The following is a 19,088-nucleotide window of genomic DNA, read 5'->3' as shown; positions in this document are numbered from 1 at the left end:
GCAGAAAAGGTTTAAAACTGTTGTTATAAAGGCGACCTGATCTAAGGTTTCGTCTCTTGCCTTAATCATGGAGGCGCGCTTGACCCGTAATTAAATTCGCGCGATTGTCGCGCCTCAAAGTTTTAACCCTTTTCAGCCAAGCCTCCCAACCATAAAGGCTGCCCCAGCGAGGGATTGCTCGCTGGGGTAACTTCTGACCCTTGGGAATTGGAGACTCAATCTGTTGCGCTTCTTGATGAGCTCTGCTAAGATTAAAAAATATTAATGCACCCAAAAGGTGCCGGTTTGCGCGCCAGCTGAAAAGCCGCTGCTAAAAGCGTAGATCAAGATGCAAGTAAGCTCAATGATTTGGTCAGAGAGTCTAGAGGCTGTTTGGCTCAGCCATTAAGAGTTTTATGCTCTTAAGAATCCCTGACTATAATCGCGTGATGAGCGTGAGCGAGTGTCAAGGATTTCACTAGCTTTAATGAGGCTTCGCCATTGATTAACTAGTTTAAGTGACATACTCCCACACGCTCATCGAAGATTACAGTGTGGGCTTCTTACCAACTCCAGCCATCGCGAACGGATACACGGGTTACTTTATTAACGACACGGGATGCCCCTCCGCGCCGGAACAATACAATAAGTTCTATTTTTAATTAGTAGGTGGCGGTTAGCTCTTAATTTGTTTTCCCTACTATTTTTAGTATAACGTTTTTCAGGCTGTTTATCAGAGTTCCTGTCCGCGATTCATCCCTGGAGACGAAACCTGATTGTTAGTGGAGCCAAAATCGGCAAAGTTTTAACCCTTTTACGCATAACCGACTAACCATAAAGGCGACCAGTACCTTACGGTAACTTTAAACACTCATGCTGGGCATTGAGATGTGGGATGAATCGCGGAGGAAGCTAACCCACCCAAATCCTAGATTATGGGTGGGTTAGTTAAACTATTTTGTTTATCCTTTGTCCGCTCTAGATCCAGGCCGCTTAGGAGCAAGGCTTTGAGCTTCCCAGGATTATTTGTAAAGTTCCGTAGACAGCCGGAATGCTAGAAATCCCGGAATCAAAGCCAGGAATAGAGCTCCGATAACTTGGGCATCTGAAATAGGCATCGTATACAATCTCCTTTATTTGAGCGATATTCTATACCATTCACGGTGCGCTTGACCTAGGCAAATTTAATTCGCCACGGGTCGCACCGAAGCCAACTAATTGGGCTAGTTCTGGAATTTTATCACAATCACTGGTCAAATCCAGATAATAGAATCCTTTTAGCTTGGGTTGATCTCAAATTGCGATCACAGCTATTACCTTGATCTTGCTGAAGGTTCGGTGTGGGCGTTGGAACCTCCCTGGGGTCGCAGCGCACTTTAATTATGATTAAATGTTAAGATTAATTAAATTAGATATCAAAGTTTTAGCAATTTAGGCGATTAAGTCTATTACATAGACTAAGTTAACCTTTTAAGACATTAATAATTTTTAATGCTAGACCAAATTCTTAACTCATCGTTTAATGTGGGGCTTGAGGGTCCTGTGGTTTTGTTGATTCTGGTGGCACTAGAAGCTGTACTGTCTGCTGATAATGCGATCGCGTTAGCTGCGATCTCCCAAGGCTTAGAAACCAAACAACTTCAACGCCATGCTCTTAACTTGGGCTTAGCAGTTGCCTATGTCCTACGAATCAGTTTGATTTTTACAGCCACTTGGGTAGTGCAGTTTTGGCAGTTTGAGTTATTGGGAGCAGCCTATCTGCTCTGGTTGGTCTTTGAGTATTTCACCTCTGATGAAGATGAACAACATCACCATCATGGCCCGAAGTTTACTTCTCTATGGCAGGCAATTCCCCTAATTGCTGTTACGGATTTAGCTTTTTCCTTGGATAGTGTCACGACAGCGATCGCAATTTCTGACCAGACCTGGCTGGTTATTGCTGGTGGCACCATTGGGGTAATTACCCTGCGCTTCATGGCGGGCTTATTTATTCGTTGGTTGAAAGAGTATGTCTATCTGGAGGATGCTGGCTACATCACCGTGGGCTTTGTGGGATTGCGGCTGTTGGTCAGAGCGATTAAACCGGAATTAGTGCCACCGGAATGGTTAATGATTGCTGCTATTGCCCTAGTGTTCATGTGGGGATTTTCTGAAAAGTCTAAGACCCCAGACCTGGAGCCAATTCCTGTGGAAAACCAAGGGCAACCGGCTTTGGGGAAAGAGCAAACCGCAAAAGAAGCTAGTCGCTAAAGGCTTTTCACAAGAGCCGGGAAGAATTCCCCCATCTCCCAATCAATGATACCAACGCTCACCAAACATGGGTAGAGCGTTGGACTTCCGGTCTAAAGGTTCATGTTACTATTACTCGTAAAGCCAAGGGGTTATGGTTGGTTGCCAGCTAACTAGCTCTTCTTCCTTAAACCAGAGACTAATCTCGTTCTGCGCTGTCTCAATGGCATCTGAGCCATGGATAAGATTGCGACCTGTGTCTAAGCCATAATCGCCCCGAATGGTTCCTGGTTCAGCCTCCAGAGGTTTGGTAGCACCAATTATCTTTCTTGCGGAAGCCACTACTCCATTTCCTTCCCAGACCATTGCTACTACGGGACCAGAGATGATGAATTCGATTAGTTTGGGAAAGAAAGGTCTCTCTTTGTGAACAGCGTAATGCTGTTCGGCAAGTTCACGGCTGACGTTCATCAGCTTCAGCCCAACTAAGGTAAAACCTTTTGTCTCAAAACGCTGGATGATTTGACCAACAAGATTCCGTTGTACACCATCCGGCTTAACCATCAGAAATGTCCGTTCCAAGTTTATCTCCTCAAATTGTTTAACTCAGCTCAATCTTCGGCATAGCCTTTCCCATGATATTCCCTTCGGACTAAGATTCAAGCCCGCCCTATTGCTAGTTGAATTAACTGATCCACCAATTCTGGAAAAGAAACACCTGTAGCTGCCCACAGTTGGGGATACATACTGGTTGCTGTAAAACCTGGTAAGGTGTTAATCTCGTTGATGAAGATTTCCCTAGTGGCTTCGACATAAAAGAAGTCTACCCGTCCTAAACCAGCCCCATCAACGGCAGTAAACGCCTGGATTGCCATTTCCTGAATCTGGGTAATGACGTCAGTGGGCAAGGGAGCGGGGATTAACAAGTCCGCTTGACCCTGAGTGTATTTGGTTTCGTAGTCATAGAAATCACTCTCATAGGTAATTTCACCAACTACTGAGGCTTTGGGATGATCGTTCCCTAGTACAGCACACTCTACTTCTCGCCCTACTACTCCTTCTTCTACAATCAACCTGCGGTCATAACTAGCAGCCTTATCTAAGGCCGCTTCTAATTCAGAACGCGATCGCACTTTGGCAATCCCGACCGATGAGCCTAAATTAGCTGGTTTGACAAAGTAGGGATAGTTTAAGGTTTCTTCAATTTGGTCACAGAGTTTGGTAAATACACAGGGATCGGACCAAACTTGCGATCGCAAAACTTCCATGTATTTGACTTGGGGTAATCCCGCTTGGGCATATACTGTTTTCATTACCAGCTTGTCCATGCCTACAGCTGAACCCAGAACACCACTACCCACAAAGGGAACTCCCATCAGCTTTAGTAATCCCTGAACTGTGCCATCTTCCCCATTGGGACCATGGAGGATGGGAAACCAGACATCTACCTCACTGACAACGGCAGGAAATTGCCAGACATTACCGCTAGGAGCAGATTCCAGGGGTGTTCCCGAGTCTAAAACCTGTGCGATAGTTTCGACCGCTGTCCAGATGCCATTTTTTTGAATGTACACTGGCACCACTTCGTACTTAGAGGCATTTTCGTCGGCACATAGAGCGTTTGCGATCGCTCTTGCAGAACTAATGGAAACTTCGTGTTCTCCTGAGACACCACCAAACAGCAGTCCAACTCTGCGTTTTGTCATAGCACTATAAAGTTAATTAAAAATCCTCTAATAAAGAACCCAAGCGACTTAGTAACGGATCATCAGATTGATCAGCGTCTTTTTCCAATCCTGCTTTAGCCGTCCCATCTGAGTCTCTGGTCGCTTTTGCTGTGGATGCCTGTGCTGTTAAGCCAGACACATCCGTCGTACTAAAATTCGACAGCACCGTTTCTACACCAGCAACTTGCTGTTTTAAGTGTTCGAGTTGTTGATGAGAACGGTCATCGACTTGCTTGACCTGTTGGATTAAGGCCGTCAATTGATCATCAAGTTGGTCAGAGGATTCTTCAGTAGATATAACTTGCTCTAATTTCCCAAGCTGCTGTTGTAACTGGGTCAATTGTTCAGTTGTATTAGAGTCTATTTCCTCAATTCGTTGAGTCAGATCACTTAGCTGATTATTGACTTGGCTAGGACTCTGAACCGATAACGCCTGTACCACTTCAGTTAATTGCTGCTGCAGTTGGGTTAGCTTGTCTTCAAGATTTCCAACACCGGTTGTTTCCTCGGTTGTTTCTTTGGTTGTTTCCTGGGAGGATTTCTTTTCCTCAGAGGACTCTGGTTTCAACAGAAACTCTTGGAGAGCTTGCTTGCACAACATGCTAAAGCTAGGATACTGACCCTTAGCTAGTTCTTTCTCCACTACCTTTAGTAGGGCTTGATCCTCCCGGTTAGCGGTAAATGCTACTGTTTTATTTACTTTTTTTGCTATAGGTGCCATGGTAATTATGCCTATAATCTTATCGGATAATTACAATACAATTTATCTACAAGTTATCGAGATGCTGACTGCTTCTGCACCTCTCCATAAATGTATTGTCCCAAAGCATTCGCTTTTCGAGAGGGTTGAGCTAAGTAACCCTTGAGTCTAGCTTCTTTGAAGATAAGTTGAAGATCATTCCAGAAGAATTGTCCACCACCACCCGTCACCACTACGTCTGTGGTGCGTTCTGGTAGCCAAGCGAGCAAACGATCAGACAGTTCACGGGCAAAACTTTTGCGCAAACTCGGTATAATTTCGTCGAGGTCTGTGGGCTGAGCAGCACCTTTAGGACGATAGAAGCGCTCTCCTTCTGGACGATTAACCGCTTTGATTAATAGCAAAGATTGACTGTCAGCTCCCTGAATTTGGGCAGCTAATTGATCATAGAACTCATTCATGGCAAATGCTTCACTCTGAGATGCTCCTCGGGCAAATCGGAACGAATCTGCCATGATAAAGTCAGTGGTTTGGTGGCCAATATCCACAACGGCGACGGAACGGTCATGTAATCCGCCATCGGATGGATCGTTTTCCTGAACTTCAACCCAGATCAAACTACCATAGCCCTCTGGTATCACCCAAACTTTTTTAATCGTAATCGACACTGGTTCCCCTCTGTAGTACATGACATGAGGTGAAGCCAGGATACCAATTAATTCCTCTTTTTCACGCTCAAACTGCTCTTGGGAATGGTAGGGCAATCCCATGATAATTGCCAAGTCACCTTGAAGCTCGAAATGTCCTACGCAGGCAAAGACTTTTATCAAGGCATCTTCTACTTTCGATTGACCAACACCCAAGTTAGCTCCGAAGTCAGCAGCTAGTTGTCCAATGGCGTATCCTTTGCCTTGATACTCGAGCCAAATATCTAATAGAGGGTCACCCAGTCGAGCTTCAAACCCACCCCGACGCACTTGCTCAACGGTGAGATGGGCAACGTTGGCAGGAATTAGCACTACACCATCGGGGTAACGGCTGATACAAGCTTTAGTAGAGGTGCGACCTAAGTCAATGCTGAGAATAGGAACTTTGTTCACGAGGGTAGCAAGCTGTTTAGCAGTCATTCGTAGTATATAGCAGTTTGTTTAACTCAACTCACAAAAAATAGTCCGATGTTTGGAAGCCCCGTCTAGGCAAGAGCGGGGTGCGGACAATGATCAGGCTGTTTGCGATCGCTCTGGCACCAATGGCCAAAAATCAGTATACTAGGTCGGTTATAGACGCAGGTTCACTCAAGTCTGTCGGACACCTAAGATTACCAAAAAATTTGGGTTTAAAGCCCCGTCCTTATGGGAGTGTCAAAACCAATTTCCAATTACTAGATAAGGTGCCCAATAGGCGGGGCGAGCATATTGTCCTCCTGCTTCCAGTAAAGCGATTTGAGCAGCACGAAGCGCTTGGGCTTTGTTTAAGTTTGATTGTCGCAAACCCTGGTCAAATTGGGCAGCAATTTGGGCAGTAATTTGATCATTAATGAACCAAAGCGAGGCTAAAGCACTTCTGGCTCCTGCTTGAACAGCTACACCGGCTAAACCTAATGCTGCTCGGTCATCACCAGTGGCGGTTCGACAGGCAGTCAGGGATAGTAACTCCACTGGTTCAGTAGTACTAGCTACACTGCGAATTACCCGATCTAATTCATCAATGGTGAGTTGATTATTTTCCCCAGTGACTAGGAAAGTATCTTCGGGTTCAGTGCCGAATTCACCATGAGTAGCTATGTGAATAATCGGGTAAACCGTTGTGCCTAATTCTTGTTGTAGGCGATCGCGGGGAAATTCCTCATCTAGTAGCTGTTTGCTCTCTGGTATGGTTTGTGTCACTGCCTTAACTTCTCTGGAGACATTGCTCAAGGCTTCAAATTCACGACATCTCGACTGGCAGTTAGGATATCGCTACGGATTGTTTCGAGAGTAGCGATCGCGTTTTCATAGGCTCCAATTGCCTCAGTTACTTTCCCCTGCTCCTTAAAAATCCGTGCTGTTTGCCACTCCCACAAGTACAGACTATCCTTTGCCAGCAAGTTTTGCTCAGCTGCTAGTCTAGCCTGTTGGCTTAACTCTAGGGCTTTGGTATACTGGTCACGACACTCATAGATATGACCCAGTTCCCCTAGGGCAAAGGATTGGGAGCGGTGGTCATTAATACGTTGCGCTATTTTTACGGCTTGGGTCAGGAGTGCAATAGCCTGGGGTTCTAGTTTGGGCTGATAGCATCGCATCCAGGGACTGGTTTCATGAGCCGGAGCAATCGGTTGCAAAAGGTTAGCTAACTCAATGGCAGCATAAACCTTATCCTGGGAATCTGGTAGACTTTCCAACAGGGAGTAGGCTTTTTGCCATTCTTTTTGCCATTCCGTAACACTAGCGCTATATTTATCAAGGCGGTAATACAAGGGAATCTGATTAAGCCTTGCCCGGATTTGACCGGATTGGTCGTTTTGAGTAATAGCTAGGTCGAGGCTTTTCTGAAAATACTTTAGTGCTTCGCTATCGTTATTCTTAGCTTTTTCTGCGAGTGCCGAAGCCTTTTTTGTGTACTCGATTTTTTCAGCAGAATTTGCCCGACGATAGCTGAGCTGAGCTTTGCTACTGTAGGCATTACCTAAACTATTCAGGGCTGAGGATTGATAGGCAAGGTGGTCAATGTCTTCTGCAATAGTTAAGCTCTCTTTGAGATAGTTAATCCCTAGATCGTACTTGCCCCTGAGGCGATAAGCATCCCCTAAACTCCCCAGAGCCGCAGCAACTCCCAGTTGGTCTTGATGGGTGCGAGCCAGTTGTAAAGCACTTTCTGGCACACAGGGGTTATCGTGGGGATGATCATGATTAATGGTACCACATAATAATGCGATCGCTTTTTGATTTTGCCCCAATTTACTATAAGCTTGAGCCAGTTCGGTAAGCATCCGCCCTACCTGTTGTAAATCCCCCAGTTGCTGATAATTAGTGATGACTTGTTCCCAGTAGTTAATGGCTTGGTCGATTTGACCAATTTGCTGATAAGCTCTCGCTAGGTTTTCTAGAACAATAGTTTGGTTAGAGCGGTTGTTGGTTTGTTGATAAGTAGTTAGGGCAGTTTGCCAATACTCTATAGCGCTAGTAAAATCTCCCAGTTGGTAGTGTTCCACCCCTTGTTGGACAAGTTGGCTAGCATCAGGGGATTGAGCTGTGGCTGGGTTTCCCACTTGCAGTTGCCAGGTGGTAGCGGGAAGATCACCGAGCCACAGGCTAATGGTGAGGCTGGATAGGAAAAGAAGTCCTAGAACGCTTCGGACACTGGATTGGCGGCTCATGGAAGAATGCCAGTTGCAGATTTAAATGATAGCAAAGGGAGTAGGGAATAGGGAGTCTGAAGTCTGAAGTCTGAAGTCAGAAGTCTGAAGTCGGGAGTCGGGAGTCGGGAGTCGGGAGTCGGGAGTCGGGAGTCGGGAGTCGGGGGTAGGTTTTTACATTTAGGGTCAAAGGGGGAGTGTGGGATTCTTAATTCTCAATTCTTAATTCTCAATTCTTAATTCTTAATTCTTAATTCTCAATTCTCAATTCTCAATTCTCAATTCCCGATTCCCGATTCCCGATTCCCGATTCCCAATTCCCGATTCCCGATTCCCGATTCTTAATTCCAAAAAAAAATAGCCGTAGAAATACTATCCACGGCTATGGCAATCACATATGTCAGAAATTGCGATGCAGCGCGGTCTTGGGGAGCCAGTGCGGTCTTGGGGGTTCCCCCCATGAGCAACTGGCGTGGTTTCCCCCATGAGCGACTGCATCAAGACTCCGAAACCCAAGGCCACCGGGGGGAAAACCCCCCAGAAATTTAAGGTGTTATGGCAACAACCAATACTTGATCATAGTAGTCATTACTTCTCCTGGAATATCGGTCGGTTCTAGAGGTGTCCACTCGGCAATCTCCGCATAACCTAGGGAATAAAGCATGTGCATACTATTTATTACTGATTCACGAGGACCTTTGAGAGTGTGCTGAGTCGGTTTTTTCTTGAAATTGCGAGTAAATTTTTCTGACATTGTGAAAACGTTCAATGGGTTTATATTGATTATGGTAATGATTATAGCTTTGTTTGTCAAGGGTTTTAAAAATGTTTTATAGAATGTAGAATGTAGAATGTAGAATTTAGAATTAAGACTTTAAAAGTCAGCATTGCCTATTGCCTATTGCCTATTGCCTATTGCCTATTGCCTATTGCCTATTGCCTATTGCCTATTGCCTATTGCCTATTGCCTATTGCCTATTGCCTATTGCCTATTGCCTATTGCCTATTGCCTATCAATCAGATCGGGCATCCCGCCAATGTTGAAGGCGACGCAAGGAGTTCCACAGGCGATCGCTTCCATCACTGTGTTTGGCAAGTTATCTTGAAGGGAAGGGGCAACAAATACATCTGCTGCTGCATAGACTAGTGCTAGGGAGAGATCATCGCTCAATGTACCTAAGTAGTGAGTCTTAAAACCAAACTCAGGTGGATTGTCTGGCTGAGAGTCACCAAAAATAACCAACTCTAGTTGATCTCGCCACCCGGATTGGCTCAGCTCTTGCAGCGCTGGTTGTAACAATTCAAACCCTTTTCGTTTGTCACTAGTGGCATTTACTGCTCCAAACAGAATAAGTTGCTTATCCTGGGGCAAACTAAGTAATTCTCGCGCTACCTGCTGATGGATGGGTCTGTATTTTTGAGTATCAATCCCATTGGGAATTAGCTCAATGCGCAGATCCTGGAAAAGGGAACTGGCACTGGCACATTTGGCTAACCATGAGCTAAGGGCGACAACCGTCAGGTCAAGATTTCTCCAAGCCTTGGCTTTGCGCTGCCATACCCAACGGGATAAATCCCAGTCTTTGCTGCTGTGAAGTTGAGGACAAGCACCACAGGAGGCTGTATAGCGATCGCAATCGTGATTGTAGTGACATCCCCCTGTGAATGGCCACATATCATGAAGAGTCCAAACAATCGGTCGCTTTAGTTTCGCAATGGTTTCAATTTGCACATAGCCAGCACAAATCCAATGGAGATTAATAATATCGGGCTGAAGTCGGGCAACTTTGGGGACAACTGCATCGGGAAGCCACTGGGTAGTAAACGTGGTATCTTCCCGTTGAGGGTAAAGCTTTTGAGGTAAAGCGCCAAACGTCCATCTCATCCTGGCTAGGCCCTCTTTCAACTTGATTGTCGGTCCAATTACTGTTTGATCATGACTAAATTTTTCCTGCACTAGGATTTGGGAATCTAAATTAATGCTTTGCAAGCCCTGATGTAATCGATAGGCAGCACGAGCAGCTCCACCAGATATATCGAAACTACTAACAATTAGAGTCTTCATGGTTTAATACCTTCCATGAATAGTGAATCAGGTTTACGCACTTTGCCATCAACCATATCTAGACCGTAGCTATTAAAATCTTGAATACGGCTTGAATCAGCACTACAAACGCGCACCTCCACAAATCCTGAGCGCTCAAGCAGTCGTCGTAAAGAAAAGCGGTCATACATCCAATAATGAATTTCACCTGAATTCCGAAACAACCCTACTTCAAATGCCCGTCGTGCTTCATTGCCTGCGATCAGAGTCACTAGATATTTGGCAATACTATTTCTGAGATTAAAGCTTCTAAAGGTTTTGTAAAACCAATAGGCATCCTTAGATGCTAGTCGCTCTATCAATGATTGTTTTTCAGAGTTTTTATCCAAAAATAGATCGGCATTGCTACCGATACGAGATACTATAAACTCTTTATTAGTAAGATTAGAGTCAGCTAGATAACTAGCCATTTCACCACCTTTAACGTGGCGAACTGTCTGGTCATAAAGTTCTAACATTATCCAGTCATAGTTAGCCTCTGCTTCCGTAAGACCAGACTCAACCTGTTCTAGAGTAGAGATATAATTTCTAGCTATTGATTCTAGATCAGGGACAACTGCCCTAATTATTCCCCGTGGCTTAAGAACACGCCAACACTCAGCCATAAGTTGATCAGCTTCATGCTGCTTGAGGTGTTCTATTACATGAGAACTATAGCAAGCATCAAAATAAGCATCAGGGTAGGGCAAATTTTTCCTGATATCATGATTATCAATATGGGATGATTGTGGTGCTAAATCAACGTTCGTCCACGCAGGATGATTAGAATATGTAGAGCCACAACCTATATTTATTAGTTTGAACATATACTTACCATAAAAATCACATCACTCAAGATAACTATTGGTTCATAAGACCTCTTGGCAAAGGATTGTTTGGATACGACTTTATCAAAACAATCTGAATATTAGTTGGTGTTATCATAAATCATCAACCCCAATGATGATTTATTTGTCAATGCTATAAATAAAAAATGATATCATGCTTTTCAACAGGATTTTTTATTTGTCATACCAAGTTATAGTTTAATATTAACTAATAAATTATTTTCAAAAAATATAATGAATTAACTTTTTTTGAAAATAATTGTTAATTCAACTTTATTTTAATGCTGTCAGCGACATCAAGTTTTGCCTAGGTTATAAAACTTTTTTAATATTTTTTGTATTTTTTTAATTTTCGAGCGTTTAATAAAATTTTCGTAATAGTTTTTATCATAATCTCGATCTACCGCTGTAAAATTGTTATATTGGATCGGAAAGTTAAGACTTAGTGTTTTAAGTTTTGCTAGTTCGTTATCCGTTGATAAGGTATGAGTTGCATCTTCACCAAAACCAATATTTGAAATCAGGTTTACAGCAGGAACAACTGATAATCCAGACTGGGCAAGTATTGCAAAAGTCCATCGGTAATCCCAAGCATCATACTTACCGTTTAGTGTATATTCAATAGATTTTTTAAGTGCTTTGTAATGCTCTTTATTTGCCAAGACATCCCTGATCCGATTTTTGATCTCAGGATTTGACCAAAGACTCATATTAATATCATAATAGTTCCATGCCCTTCGCCAAGAAGCCCAACCCCAAGTTGCAGTATAATATGAGAAATGATAACTCTGAATATCAGAGTTCCATTGACCTAGAAAGTTACTACCACTAATGAGCATGATTCGCTCATCATCTCGATATCTCTCTAAGAGATTTTCACAAAATGGAAAAAAATCGGGATGTGGAAGACAATCATCTTCAAGAATAATTGCTTCTTCAACGGTGTTAAAAACCCAGTCTATGCCACTTGACACTCTCTGACAGCAGCCCATGTTTACATCAGAGTAGTTTTCCAAAACCTCACAATCCCAATCGACGCGCTCAATAATTGCACGAGCTGCAGCACACTTTTCTGCTTCACCTGGTCGATCGGCACGAGGTCCATCAGCAATGACTAAAAGTTTGGGAGGTTTGGCTTGGCGAATTACCTCAAATACTCTCTCAGTAGTATCTGGTCGTTTGAAGATTATGAACGCAACTGGAGTTTTCATCTCGATCTATAGAATTAATCTAGAAATTATTAGTTTTCAATAGCGACCTGTTAAATACTATTTAAAATAGTCTGAAGTTTCTCTATGAGCTGATCAGTAGAGTGAAGACGTCTATAACCCTGAAAATCCGGTTGCACTTCTTGGTTATATTTTTCCAGTTGACTACAGAGGCGACCGATAGCATAAATACATTGCAGCACATCCCCCTCATTGATACTTAAACCCAATTTAAATTTGCGAACTCTCTCTGCCATACAAAAGTTGCTGCTCACAATCACAGGTTTTTCAAAGACTGCTGCTTTAGTCAGGATATTGCTACTGTGGGGGAAGTTATTATAGGCAGCAAATAAGATATCGCAATTACTAACTAAAGCGTTAAATTTTGCTTCATCAGGAATACGCTCAAAATAAAAAAAGCAGTTAGGTAACTTTAAGTTAAGAATAGTCTGGAGTCTGGCTTGCTCCTGGGAAGTGTAGGTCTGCTTGGATAACTGACCAGCGAAGACAAAAAAATAGTCTTCTTTCACCATCTGCTGAGCAACTTCTAAAAGTGTCAGAACTCCTTTGCGCTTGGATTGTACCCCTAGTAATCCAATGATTTTTTTGCCATCGGCTTGGGCTTGAATTTGTTTCACGATTGACCAATTAAAGTCTGGGGCTGACTCGTCGGCAAAATCGGGAAAAGTAATTACATTTTTACCATTGATTTTGCTTTGTAATTTGTTAGCAATCCCTTCGTCGAGAACAGCAATAGCTGGGCAATGAGAAGACTTTAAAACAGCATGAGGTTTTAGAGGACCTCTATTGATAGACCAAAACTTTTGTTTAAGCCTCAAATGACGAGGGTGAAAATAGAGACCAGACCAACGGTAAGGGAAAATCCTGTCTACTACATGGTGTAGCAGGTAAGGTGCTAAGCAACTATCAACCCAGGGAAAAAACACTAGATCGGGTACTTTACCAATCTTCGATGAAGCATGCTGAATGCTAACTTTGGCGTAGCACCAACGTTTTACTGCATTCAGGGCTGCGCGAATTCCATTGATCGGAAATGAGCTAGGCTCTGGTGTTTGACATTCAAAAACCTGGAATTGCTCTTGATACTTAGAGCAGTTAAAGGCAACCCATTCACTCAATTCTGATGGTTCTGGGCAGAAGGCTATCACTTGATGACCAAGCTCAAGCAAAGTTTTGGTGAAAACCTTGAGGTATATTGGACGGTGCCCATTCCAATTTTCCTCAATTAGAGCAATGGTTTTCAAGGTTATAACCTCTTAAAATAGTTACATCTCACGACCAGCTAACAATACATACTGATATAAATACTGGCTACCAGAATTTTCCTTTTCCAGATTTATTGATATGCTCTCTCTAATACTAATTTCAAAAAATCTTGCTCACATTTAATCACCCACCACATGAAATTGATATAGCAAAGGGAGTAGGGAGTAGGGAGTAGGGAGTAGGGAGTAGGGAGTAGGGAGCGGTGCGACCCGTGGCGAATTAAATTCGCCACGGGTCGCACCTCTGCATCGCTCCTAAACTCCGAAACGTAAGTCTAAGCTGACTTCTGACTTCTGACTTCTGACTTCTGACGCTAAGCGTAGCGCTATATGAGATGCACCCCTGTTGACGGATGCGATCGCATTCTAGTTTTGTAAGACCTGATGATATAGGTCGATATATCGCTGGGCTTGCAGCTCTATTGAGTATTCTTCCAAGGCAATAGCACGACACTGTTGTGCCATGGTTTCCCGTAGATGTTTGTCTTCCAGTAGCTGCACAATGCCATTACAGAAATCTTGAGTATCCTCTGGTTGAGCTAAATAACCAGTAATACCAGGACGTACTAAATCGGGAACGCCGCCGATTTTGAAAGACACCATGGGTGTACCACAAGCCATACTCTCTTGCAGCACCAAGGGAAGATTGTCCGCACGGGTGGGGAAAAGAAACAAATCAGCAGCAGAATAGGCAATGGCTTTAAAGCGATCATTGCTGGCATAACCAAGATTCAATGCTGGTATGCCAACAGTCTCAGCAATTGTTTCGCCACCACTACCAAACGTTAGCACTACACTTTCAGCCTTGAGGGACTGGGGTAGACTTTGCAACGCTTTCAATAGCAAATCGCCGCCCTTGCGGTTCTCTGCTAAGTTTGTTGCTGCAAACATCAGAACTTTTTTGGACGTGGGAATGCCGAGTAGAGATTTGCACTGTTTGGATTCGAGAGGCTGATAGACTTCAGTATTAATACCATATGGAATATGGTGAATCCCAAAGCGGTTGAGCATACTTTGCTTAGCTTGCTCACCAAGCCAGCGACTGGGAGTGACAATTGTTAAGTTTGAGTGACTATAAGCCCAGTTTTTTAGCTTCCACTCTATATGAGTGTTATCTTTTGGAATAGCTGGGTAGGTATCTAGATCGGGACACTTGCCACAACCACTTTTCCAGCGATCGCAGTCATAGCTATAGGCACAATGTCCCGTAAAGCTCCACATATCATGGAAAGTAAACACAGCAGGTTTACGTTTAGTTAATGAAGGGATTGCTAGATAGTTAAAGTATCCACTACTGGCACCATGAAGGACATGAAAATTGAGGACATCGGCGTTTTTGTAAAAGCTGTGCTTAGGAATATTAAAGGTGCCCAGTTTATTAATATAGTAGAGTCCTAGTTGTTGGGTAATCGGGTCAGTTAGTTTATCTAGAATCGGTAAACGGGGAGCAGAATCTACGCGATCACTACTAGTTTTGAGCCTCCAAACTAACAAGCGTGAGTCTGCGCCTTGACCCAGCAAACCTTGATGGAGTCGGTAGCCTGCGATCGCGGCTCCCCCAGAAATATCAGACTGATTGATATGTAGGACTTTCATGGTGCTCGGTGAGGTACTTTTGATAAATGCTAGAAGCTAATGTGCATTTAAATTGGTTATTTCCCGTTCTCTGTTCCCTGTTCCCCGTTACCTTTGAGGAATTTAGGTATCCCAATCTAAATGCTGAACAGCTTAAGTGGAATAGCGAACAAAGCGATAAATCTGCAGCCGAGATTAAGATAATCGACGTTGCTGAATAATAGAATGATTTTAAGAGTAGGTGCGCGCCTCCTAGGCCGCGAGGGATTGCTCGCGGCCTTGGGTCGCACCTGTAGAATGGGCATCTTGCCCGTTCGATATCTTGCCCTTGCGGGCAGGATGCCCACTCTACTCCTATCTATTACTTAATTCAGCAACGCCAGATAATCCATTGGTAATGATTGCAGGTACTTCAACTTTGTTGATTGCTGCTCTTAACTCCCCCTCGTGTTCCAACCTACCAGCTGCATAATTTTCATAGAAAAGCTTGGTAGTAATCTGGTCGCCAAAGCCAACAATACTTGGAACATTAAACAGTAGCTTTAGGGACAGACAAGCTGTACTGACGGCAAACACCCTGGGTTGATTATTTCGGCTTGAATCTAGGGGGAGGAAAGCTTCGGAAAAAAATACCTCAAATGGCAGAAAAAAGAGGTCTGGTTCTGATAAAACTATTATTTTATCAAACAAGTCAGATAGGGCATACTCCAACTTCTGGAGTTTGACATTGTCATCTCTAGGATGGGGTTTTAGCACCAGTACTGTGTTTGGCTCTATACCTTCACAGATCAGGAATTCACGGTAAGCAGCGATTTCATTCTCCAGAGACATTCTACCCGCCTCAGACAAATTTGAAGTGAGTAAGATTGAGACGGGAGACTCAGCAATGTTCTTGCGAAACTGGAGAATGTATTCTGGGTTTACCAAACCCCTCAGCTTTTGAAAAGTTTCGAGAAGCCACACCTTATTTAAGGTGACAGTTTTCATGGGAGGTGATTCCCCAAAAACGTCAGGCAATACAAAATAACCGATATCAAATTTTAGTCTAGGTTTTAGGGACGTTTTTATTTTTAATATCGTCTTAACTTTATTTAATAAAGATTTATATTTGGCTTGTATATAGTTAATTAAATTAGGCTTATTTTCTTGAGTTTCTGGAAACAAAGCTTTTGAATTTACTGAAAAATAAAAGCCAATACTATCACCGTAACAAATTTTTTGTGCCGATTTGTAAATATTAATAAGTAGCTTATTTCCAAACATCCAATTCCGGCACAGGTAAATTTCATCAGCCCTGTTAGTGCCAACCATTTCATGGACCATACGGAAAATTTTTGATGGGCTGGAATAGTCTAATCGACTCTCAATATCACTGAGCTGCTCAGGGGTGATGTACACAATTTTATGCCACTCACCCACTAACTCTGCTATAGTTTTGATAAAGGCGGCAAATTCATCAATTTGCCCTGGGGGAGAATAGAGATGATAAATAACAAGGTAGTCTTCGTATTTAATATTAAGGTCTTTTTGCTCTTTTTCTCTGTAACTAAGGACTGATAAGGCAGTCACTAGTTGAATGCTGCCTTGACAGGTAATGATGCGTTTAACAAGTTTAGGATTAGTCATTTTGTTTATGGGAATATTCAGCGTTGCTCCTGGTTAACAGACAAAAGTCTTAACCCTCCCAAGCTGAAGGCTTGCAAAGTCATAGCCAATCCGCTTTGATAACCCCCCTTTAGCCCAGACGAGAACGAAGTCGCGCGTCCACAAACTTTCGTCCGCACCTCAAGGACTAAACTATAAAGGGGGTTTTTAACGCCGATTTGGTATTATCCGAGACTTCTACTTGAGAAGCATTGCCTACTAACCCTTTCAGAAGTTATTTTTTGAATCGGGATAGTATTCTATACTTCCAGTGGGCATAAACTGAGCTTTTGGTTCAGCTGTAGAGTTTAAGTTCTAAGCTGCAGGGGCGTAAGCATTCAGCTATCAGCTATCAGGTATCAGCTCTCAGCTCTCAGCTCTCAGCTCTCAGCTTTTAAATAAAACAAGTAAGCATTGGTTTAATCTCTGTTACGTCAGCCATTCGCGAATGGCTGACCGCTGACCGCTGACCGCTGACTGCTGATAGCTTGTAGCTTATAGCTAAATGCTTACCTTAAACCTGTACTTTCATCAAGAGCTCACATATTTCTCGAACCCCTCCTTGCCCACCTGCTAATCTGGTAACATACACAGCACAGTCTCGGTTTTCTGGCATCGCATCAGCAACAGTTAAGGGACATCCTACAGCTTCCAGAACTGGTAAATCAATGATATCATCACCAACATAGGCGACTTGGGAAAGAGATAAACTCAACTGTTCACAGAGTTCTTTGAGGACAGCTAACTTATCTTCAACCGCAAAAAAACTGTACTTGATTCCTAGCTTTTGGACTCGATGTCGGGTTGCCCTACAACTGCTATTGGTAATAACAGCTACCTCAATTCCAGTCTGTTGCAGTAGCTTGATTCCCATGCCATCCTTGACATTAAACTTTCTGAGTTCTTCACCGCTTTCTGTGTAGTAAAGTCCGCCATCGGTCATGACACCATCCACATCTAGGGCTAGCAGTTTGACCTGGGATAAACGTGCTTGTAATTCAGCTTCAGGGATTTTGTTCATGGCAAATTTACCCCAGTTGTAGTGTCCAAACCCGCACGAACATTCAGAATTCCCTTTAGCACATTTTCCAGTTCGGCCAAGGGTACCATATTCGGACCATCACTAGGGGCGATGTCAGGATTTTCATGAATTTCCATGAACAGAGCATCAATCCCAACCGCAGCCGCAGCTCTGGCCAAATAGGGAACAAAGTGTCGCTGTCCACCAGACTTATCTCCCTTTCCTCCTGGCATCTGGACGCTATGAGTGGCATCAAAAACCACAGGATAACCTAACTCGCGCATCTGAGGGAGGGAGCGAAAGTCTACCACTAGGGTATTGTAACCAAAACTAGTACCCCGCTCAGTGAGTAAAATATTCTTGGCTCCCCCAGCTTCCAGTTTGCTGACCACATGCTTCATATCCCAAGGGGCAAGAAACTGACCTTTTTTGACGTTAATTGCCTTACCTGTAGCAGCCGCAGCGATTAGTAAGTCAGTTTGGCGACACAGAAAAGCTGGGATTTGCAGGACATCGACTACTTCAGCAACAGTTGCAGCTTGGTGACTTCCGTGGATATCGGTAAGCACTGGCACACCCACCTTCTGTTTGACCTTCTGGAGAATTTCTAGACCTCTGTCTAGAGTTTGTCCCCGAAAGGAGTTTATTGAAGTTCGATTGGCTTTGTCAAAGGAAGACTTGAAGATCAAAGGAATATTCAAGCGATCGCATACTTTGCGGATCTCCTCTGCCATTTTTAAGGTAAAGTCTTCCGATTCAATGACACAGGGACCACCAATCAGGGTGAGTGGGCAGCGATCGCCAATAGAGAGGGTATCAGTGATTTGGGTATTATTCATGAGTTTTACGACTGTTGGTTTCTTAAGACAGAAGCTTGGAGGTTTCTATTATCAATAATTTATCTCATGTCCAGTAACAGTTGTAGGGGATTATCGGGGTAATTAAAACTTAGATACTTCTTGTACTATAAGTTTTACAAGATGTATTTTGTGTTTTTATGGTGATTGTCCGCATACAGATATTAAAATTTTTTAGCACTACTATAATAATCTTTTATATTTTCATGATTCACGAAATTAATCCACTGGTTACTCTCATCTCCAATTAAAAAAATGTCCGATTTAGGATTAGTTTTTTTAGCTTGAGCTAAACTATAGAGTAAGTGAAGATAATTTCCCCGGTGAAGAGTGATGATAGGTATAGACACAAATGTATCCTCCAAGATAAAAATGTTATATTATCTGAATAATTACACTATAATTACAATTTTTTTATAGACTAGTTTGGGAGTTATGACCAAAAAATCATGTCGATAGCGATCGGCATTCTCTATTGCCTATTGCCTATTGCCTATTGCCTATTGCCTATTGCCTATTGCCTATTGCCTATTGCCTCTTGCCTCTTGCCTGCCCGTAGCGCTATAAATTTAATTGTGTCCGACTACTTAAATA

The 19,088-nt window shown here is 43.2% G+C and carries 20 protein-coding genes and 1 pseudogene; 4 read left to right on the top strand and 17 right to left on the bottom strand.

Going from position 1 to position 19,088, the window contains the following annotated elements; genetic code table 11:
* Positions 1-1,001 precede the first annotated feature (1,001 nt).
* Positions 1,002-1,097: a photosystem I reaction center subunit XII gene (gene psaM, locus F6K20_RS01345; RefSeq protein ID WP_071986952.1), complete on the bottom strand. Its 96-nt coding sequence runs from the start codon at positions 1,095-1,097 to the stop codon at positions 1,002-1,004.
* A 373-nt stretch (positions 1,098-1,470) separates the two neighbouring features.
* Here psaM and F6K20_RS01340 point away from each other — a divergent pair, with 373 nt between their 5' ends.
* Positions 1,471-2,229: a TerC family protein gene (locus tag F6K20_RS01340; protein WP_008188702.1), complete on the top strand. Its 759-nt coding sequence runs from the start codon at positions 1,471-1,473 to the stop codon at positions 2,227-2,229.
* A gap of 111 nt (positions 2,230-2,340) precedes the next feature.
* Here F6K20_RS01340 and ndk read toward each other — a convergent pair whose 3' ends face one another.
* From ndk to F6K20_RS01310, 6 genes are all read right to left on the bottom strand, one after another.
* The gene (gene ndk / locus F6K20_RS01335; protein WP_044494944.1) at positions 2,341-2,790 is read right to left on the bottom strand and encodes a nucleoside-diphosphate kinase; all 450 of its coding nucleotides are present in this window, start codon (positions 2,788-2,790) and stop codon (positions 2,341-2,343) included.
* Between the two features lie 77 nt (positions 2,791-2,867).
* The gene (locus F6K20_RS01330; protein WP_287293438.1) at positions 2,868-3,914 is read right to left on the bottom strand and encodes a D-alanine--D-alanine ligase family protein; all 1,047 of its coding nucleotides are present in this window, start codon (positions 3,912-3,914) and stop codon (positions 2,868-2,870) included.
* Between the two features lie 16 nt (positions 3,915-3,930).
* Positions 3,931-4,656 carry a hypothetical protein gene (locus F6K20_RS01325; RefSeq protein WP_287293436.1) on the bottom strand — a complete coding sequence of 242 codons (726 nt, stop codon included), beginning with the start codon at positions 4,654-4,656 and terminating at the stop codon, positions 3,931-3,933.
* A 53-nt stretch (positions 4,657-4,709) separates the two neighbouring features.
* Positions 4,710-5,762: a filament morphology actin-like protein FcmB gene (gene fcmB, locus F6K20_RS01320; RefSeq protein WP_008188684.1), complete on the bottom strand. Its 1,053-nt coding sequence runs from the start codon at positions 5,760-5,762 to the stop codon at positions 4,710-4,712.
* 234 nt (positions 5,763-5,996) lie between these two features.
* The gene (locus F6K20_RS01315; RefSeq protein WP_287250108.1) at positions 5,997-6,551 is read right to left on the bottom strand and encodes a CHAT domain-containing protein; all 555 of its coding nucleotides are present in this window, start codon (positions 6,549-6,551) and stop codon (positions 5,997-5,999) included.
* Positions 6,548-7,993 (bottom strand): tetratricopeptide repeat protein, encoded by a 1,446-nt coding sequence (locus tag F6K20_RS01310; protein WP_287293434.1) that lies wholly within the window; start codon positions 7,991-7,993, stop codon positions 6,548-6,550. Before F6K20_RS01310 ends, F6K20_RS01315 begins: the two co-directional genes overlap by 4 nt.
* A 363-nt stretch (positions 7,994-8,356) precedes the next feature.
* Between F6K20_RS01310 and F6K20_RS01305 the strand changes: the two genes are divergently transcribed.
* Positions 8,357-8,521, top strand: a complete 165-nt coding sequence (locus tag F6K20_RS01305; protein WP_008188677.1) for a hypothetical protein — start codon at positions 8,357-8,359, stop codon at positions 8,519-8,521.
* Positions 8,522-8,525: 4 nt separating this feature from the next.
* Here F6K20_RS01305 and F6K20_RS01300 read toward each other — a convergent pair whose 3' ends face one another.
* Positions 8,526-8,726 carry a hypothetical protein gene (locus tag F6K20_RS01300; RefSeq protein ID WP_008188675.1) on the bottom strand — a complete coding sequence of 67 codons (201 nt, stop codon included), beginning with the start codon at positions 8,724-8,726 and terminating at the stop codon, positions 8,526-8,528.
* A 140-nt stretch (positions 8,727-8,866) separates the two neighbouring features.
* On the opposite strand from F6K20_RS01300, the gene F6K20_RS01295 reads away from it, so the two are divergent.
* Positions 8,867-9,016 carry a hypothetical protein gene (locus F6K20_RS01295; protein WP_287293432.1) on the top strand — a complete coding sequence of 50 codons (150 nt, stop codon included), beginning with the start codon at positions 8,867-8,869 and terminating at the stop codon, positions 9,014-9,016.
* On the opposite strand, the pseudogene F6K20_RS01290 reads toward F6K20_RS01295, so the two are convergent.
* The 6 genes and pseudogenes from F6K20_RS01290 to F6K20_RS01265 all read right to left on the bottom strand — a co-directional run.
* Positions 8,979-10,037, bottom strand: a pseudogene (locus F6K20_RS01290) (glycosyltransferase family 4 protein); the annotation flags it as partial. The gene F6K20_RS01295 and the pseudogene F6K20_RS01290 sit on opposite strands and share 38 nt — an antisense overlap.
* Positions 10,034-10,882: a class I SAM-dependent methyltransferase gene (locus F6K20_RS01285; RefSeq protein ID WP_008179250.1), complete on the bottom strand. Its 849-nt coding sequence runs from the start codon at positions 10,880-10,882 to the stop codon at positions 10,034-10,036. The gene F6K20_RS01285 and the pseudogene F6K20_RS01290, both read right to left, overlap by 4 nt.
* Positions 10,883-11,199: 317 nt before the next feature.
* Positions 11,200-12,114, bottom strand: coding sequence for a glycosyltransferase family 2 protein (locus F6K20_RS01280; protein WP_287247488.1), 915 nt, complete (start codon positions 12,112-12,114; stop codon positions 11,200-11,202).
* 50 nt (positions 12,115-12,164) lie between these two features.
* A complete protein-coding gene (locus F6K20_RS01275) occupies positions 12,165-13,376 on the bottom strand; it encodes a glycosyltransferase (protein ID WP_287247486.1) in 1,212 nt (403 codons plus the stop codon).
* Positions 13,377-13,468: 92 nt separating this feature from the next.
* On the bottom strand, positions 13,469-13,630 hold the full coding sequence (locus tag F6K20_RS01270; RefSeq protein ID WP_287247484.1) for a hypothetical protein: 162 nt from the start codon (positions 13,628-13,630) through the stop codon (positions 13,469-13,471).
* Between the two features lie 133 nt (positions 13,631-13,763).
* On the bottom strand, positions 13,764-14,993 hold the full coding sequence (locus F6K20_RS01265) for a glycosyltransferase family 4 protein (protein WP_287247483.1): 1,230 nt from the start codon (positions 14,991-14,993) through the stop codon (positions 13,764-13,766).
* 26 nt (positions 14,994-15,019) lie between these two features.
* Between F6K20_RS01265 and F6K20_RS01260 the strand changes: the two genes are divergently transcribed.
* The gene (locus tag F6K20_RS01260) at positions 15,020-15,193 is read left to right on the top strand and encodes a hypothetical protein (RefSeq protein ID WP_008179257.1); all 174 of its coding nucleotides are present in this window, start codon (positions 15,020-15,022) and stop codon (positions 15,191-15,193) included.
* Positions 15,194-15,326: 133 nt separating this feature from the next.
* Here the strand turns inward: F6K20_RS01260 and F6K20_RS01255 are convergent, their stop codons facing one another.
* From F6K20_RS01255 to kdsA, 3 genes are all read right to left on the bottom strand, one after another.
* Entirely contained in the window at positions 15,327-16,598 is a 1,272-nt protein-coding gene (locus F6K20_RS01255; protein WP_287293426.1) for a polysialyltransferase family glycosyltransferase, read from the bottom strand.
* A gap of 532 nt (positions 16,599-17,130) precedes the next feature.
* A complete protein-coding gene (locus F6K20_RS01250) occupies positions 17,131-17,637 on the bottom strand; it encodes a KdsC family phosphatase (RefSeq protein ID WP_008179261.1) in 507 nt (168 codons plus the stop codon).
* Positions 17,634-18,476 (bottom strand): 3-deoxy-8-phosphooctulonate synthase, encoded by an 843-nt coding sequence (kdsA, locus tag F6K20_RS01245; protein WP_008179263.1) that lies wholly within the window; start codon positions 18,474-18,476, stop codon positions 17,634-17,636. Before kdsA ends, F6K20_RS01250 begins: the two co-directional genes overlap by 4 nt.
* Positions 18,477-19,088: the final 612 nt, after the last annotated feature.

The sequence above is a fragment of the Moorena sp. SIO2C4 genome (genome assembly GCF_010672485.1).
GTDB lineage: Bacteria > Cyanobacteriota > Cyanobacteriia > Cyanobacteriales > Coleofasciculaceae > Moorena > Moorena producens.
Note: the sequence above shows the minus strand (reverse complement) of the source record. Positions and strands in the feature narration are given on the sequence as shown.

Excerpts from the sequence above, each read along its gene's own strand:
- psaM (WP_071986952.1), bottom strand. The coding sequence starts at position 1,097 with ATGCCTATTTCAGATGCCCAAGTTATCGGAGCTCTATTCCTGGCTTTG.
- F6K20_RS01340 (WP_008188702.1), top strand. The coding sequence starts at position 1,471 with ATGCTAGACCAAATTCTTAACTCATCGTTTAATGTGGGGCTTGAGGGT.
- F6K20_RS01330 (WP_287293438.1), bottom strand. The coding sequence starts at position 3,914 with ATGACAAAACGCAGAGTTGGACTGCTGTTTGGTGGTGTCTCAGGAGAA.
- F6K20_RS01325 (WP_287293436.1), bottom strand. The coding sequence starts at position 4,656 with ATGGCACCTATAGCAAAAAAAGTAAATAAAACAGTAGCATTTACCGCT.
- fcmB (WP_008188684.1), bottom strand. The coding sequence starts at position 5,762 with ATGACTGCTAAACAGCTTGCTACCCTCGTGAACAAAGTTCCTATTCTC.
- F6K20_RS01310 (WP_287293434.1), bottom strand. The coding sequence starts at position 7,993 with ATGAGCCGCCAATCCAGTGTCCGAAGCGTTCTAGGACTTCTTTTCCTA.
- F6K20_RS01305 (WP_008188677.1), top strand. The coding sequence starts at position 8,357 with ATGGCAATCACATATGTCAGAAATTGCGATGCAGCGCGGTCTTGGGGA.
- F6K20_RS01300 (WP_008188675.1), bottom strand. The coding sequence starts at position 8,726 with ATGTCAGAAAAATTTACTCGCAATTTCAAGAAAAAACCGACTCAGCAC.
- F6K20_RS01285 (WP_008179250.1), bottom strand. The coding sequence starts at position 10,882 with ATGTTCAAACTAATAAATATAGGTTGTGGCTCTACATATTCTAATCAT.
- F6K20_RS01280 (WP_287247488.1), bottom strand. The coding sequence starts at position 12,114 with ATGAAAACTCCAGTTGCGTTCATAATCTTCAAACGACCAGATACTACT.
- F6K20_RS01265 (WP_287247483.1), bottom strand. The coding sequence starts at position 14,993 with ATGAAAGTCCTACATATCAATCAGTCTGATATTTCTGGGGGAGCCGCG.
- F6K20_RS01260 (WP_008179257.1), top strand. The coding sequence starts at position 15,020 with ATGCTAGAAGCTAATGTGCATTTAAATTGGTTATTTCCCGTTCTCTGT.
- F6K20_RS01255 (WP_287293426.1), bottom strand. The coding sequence starts at position 16,598 with ATGACTAATCCTAAACTTGTTAAACGCATCATTACCTGTCAAGGCAGC.
- F6K20_RS01250 (WP_008179261.1), bottom strand. The coding sequence starts at position 17,637 with ATGAACAAAATCCCTGAAGCTGAATTACAAGCACGTTTATCCCAGGTC.
- kdsA (WP_008179263.1), bottom strand. The coding sequence starts at position 18,476 with ATGAATAATACCCAAATCACTGATACCCTCTCTATTGGCGATCGCTGC.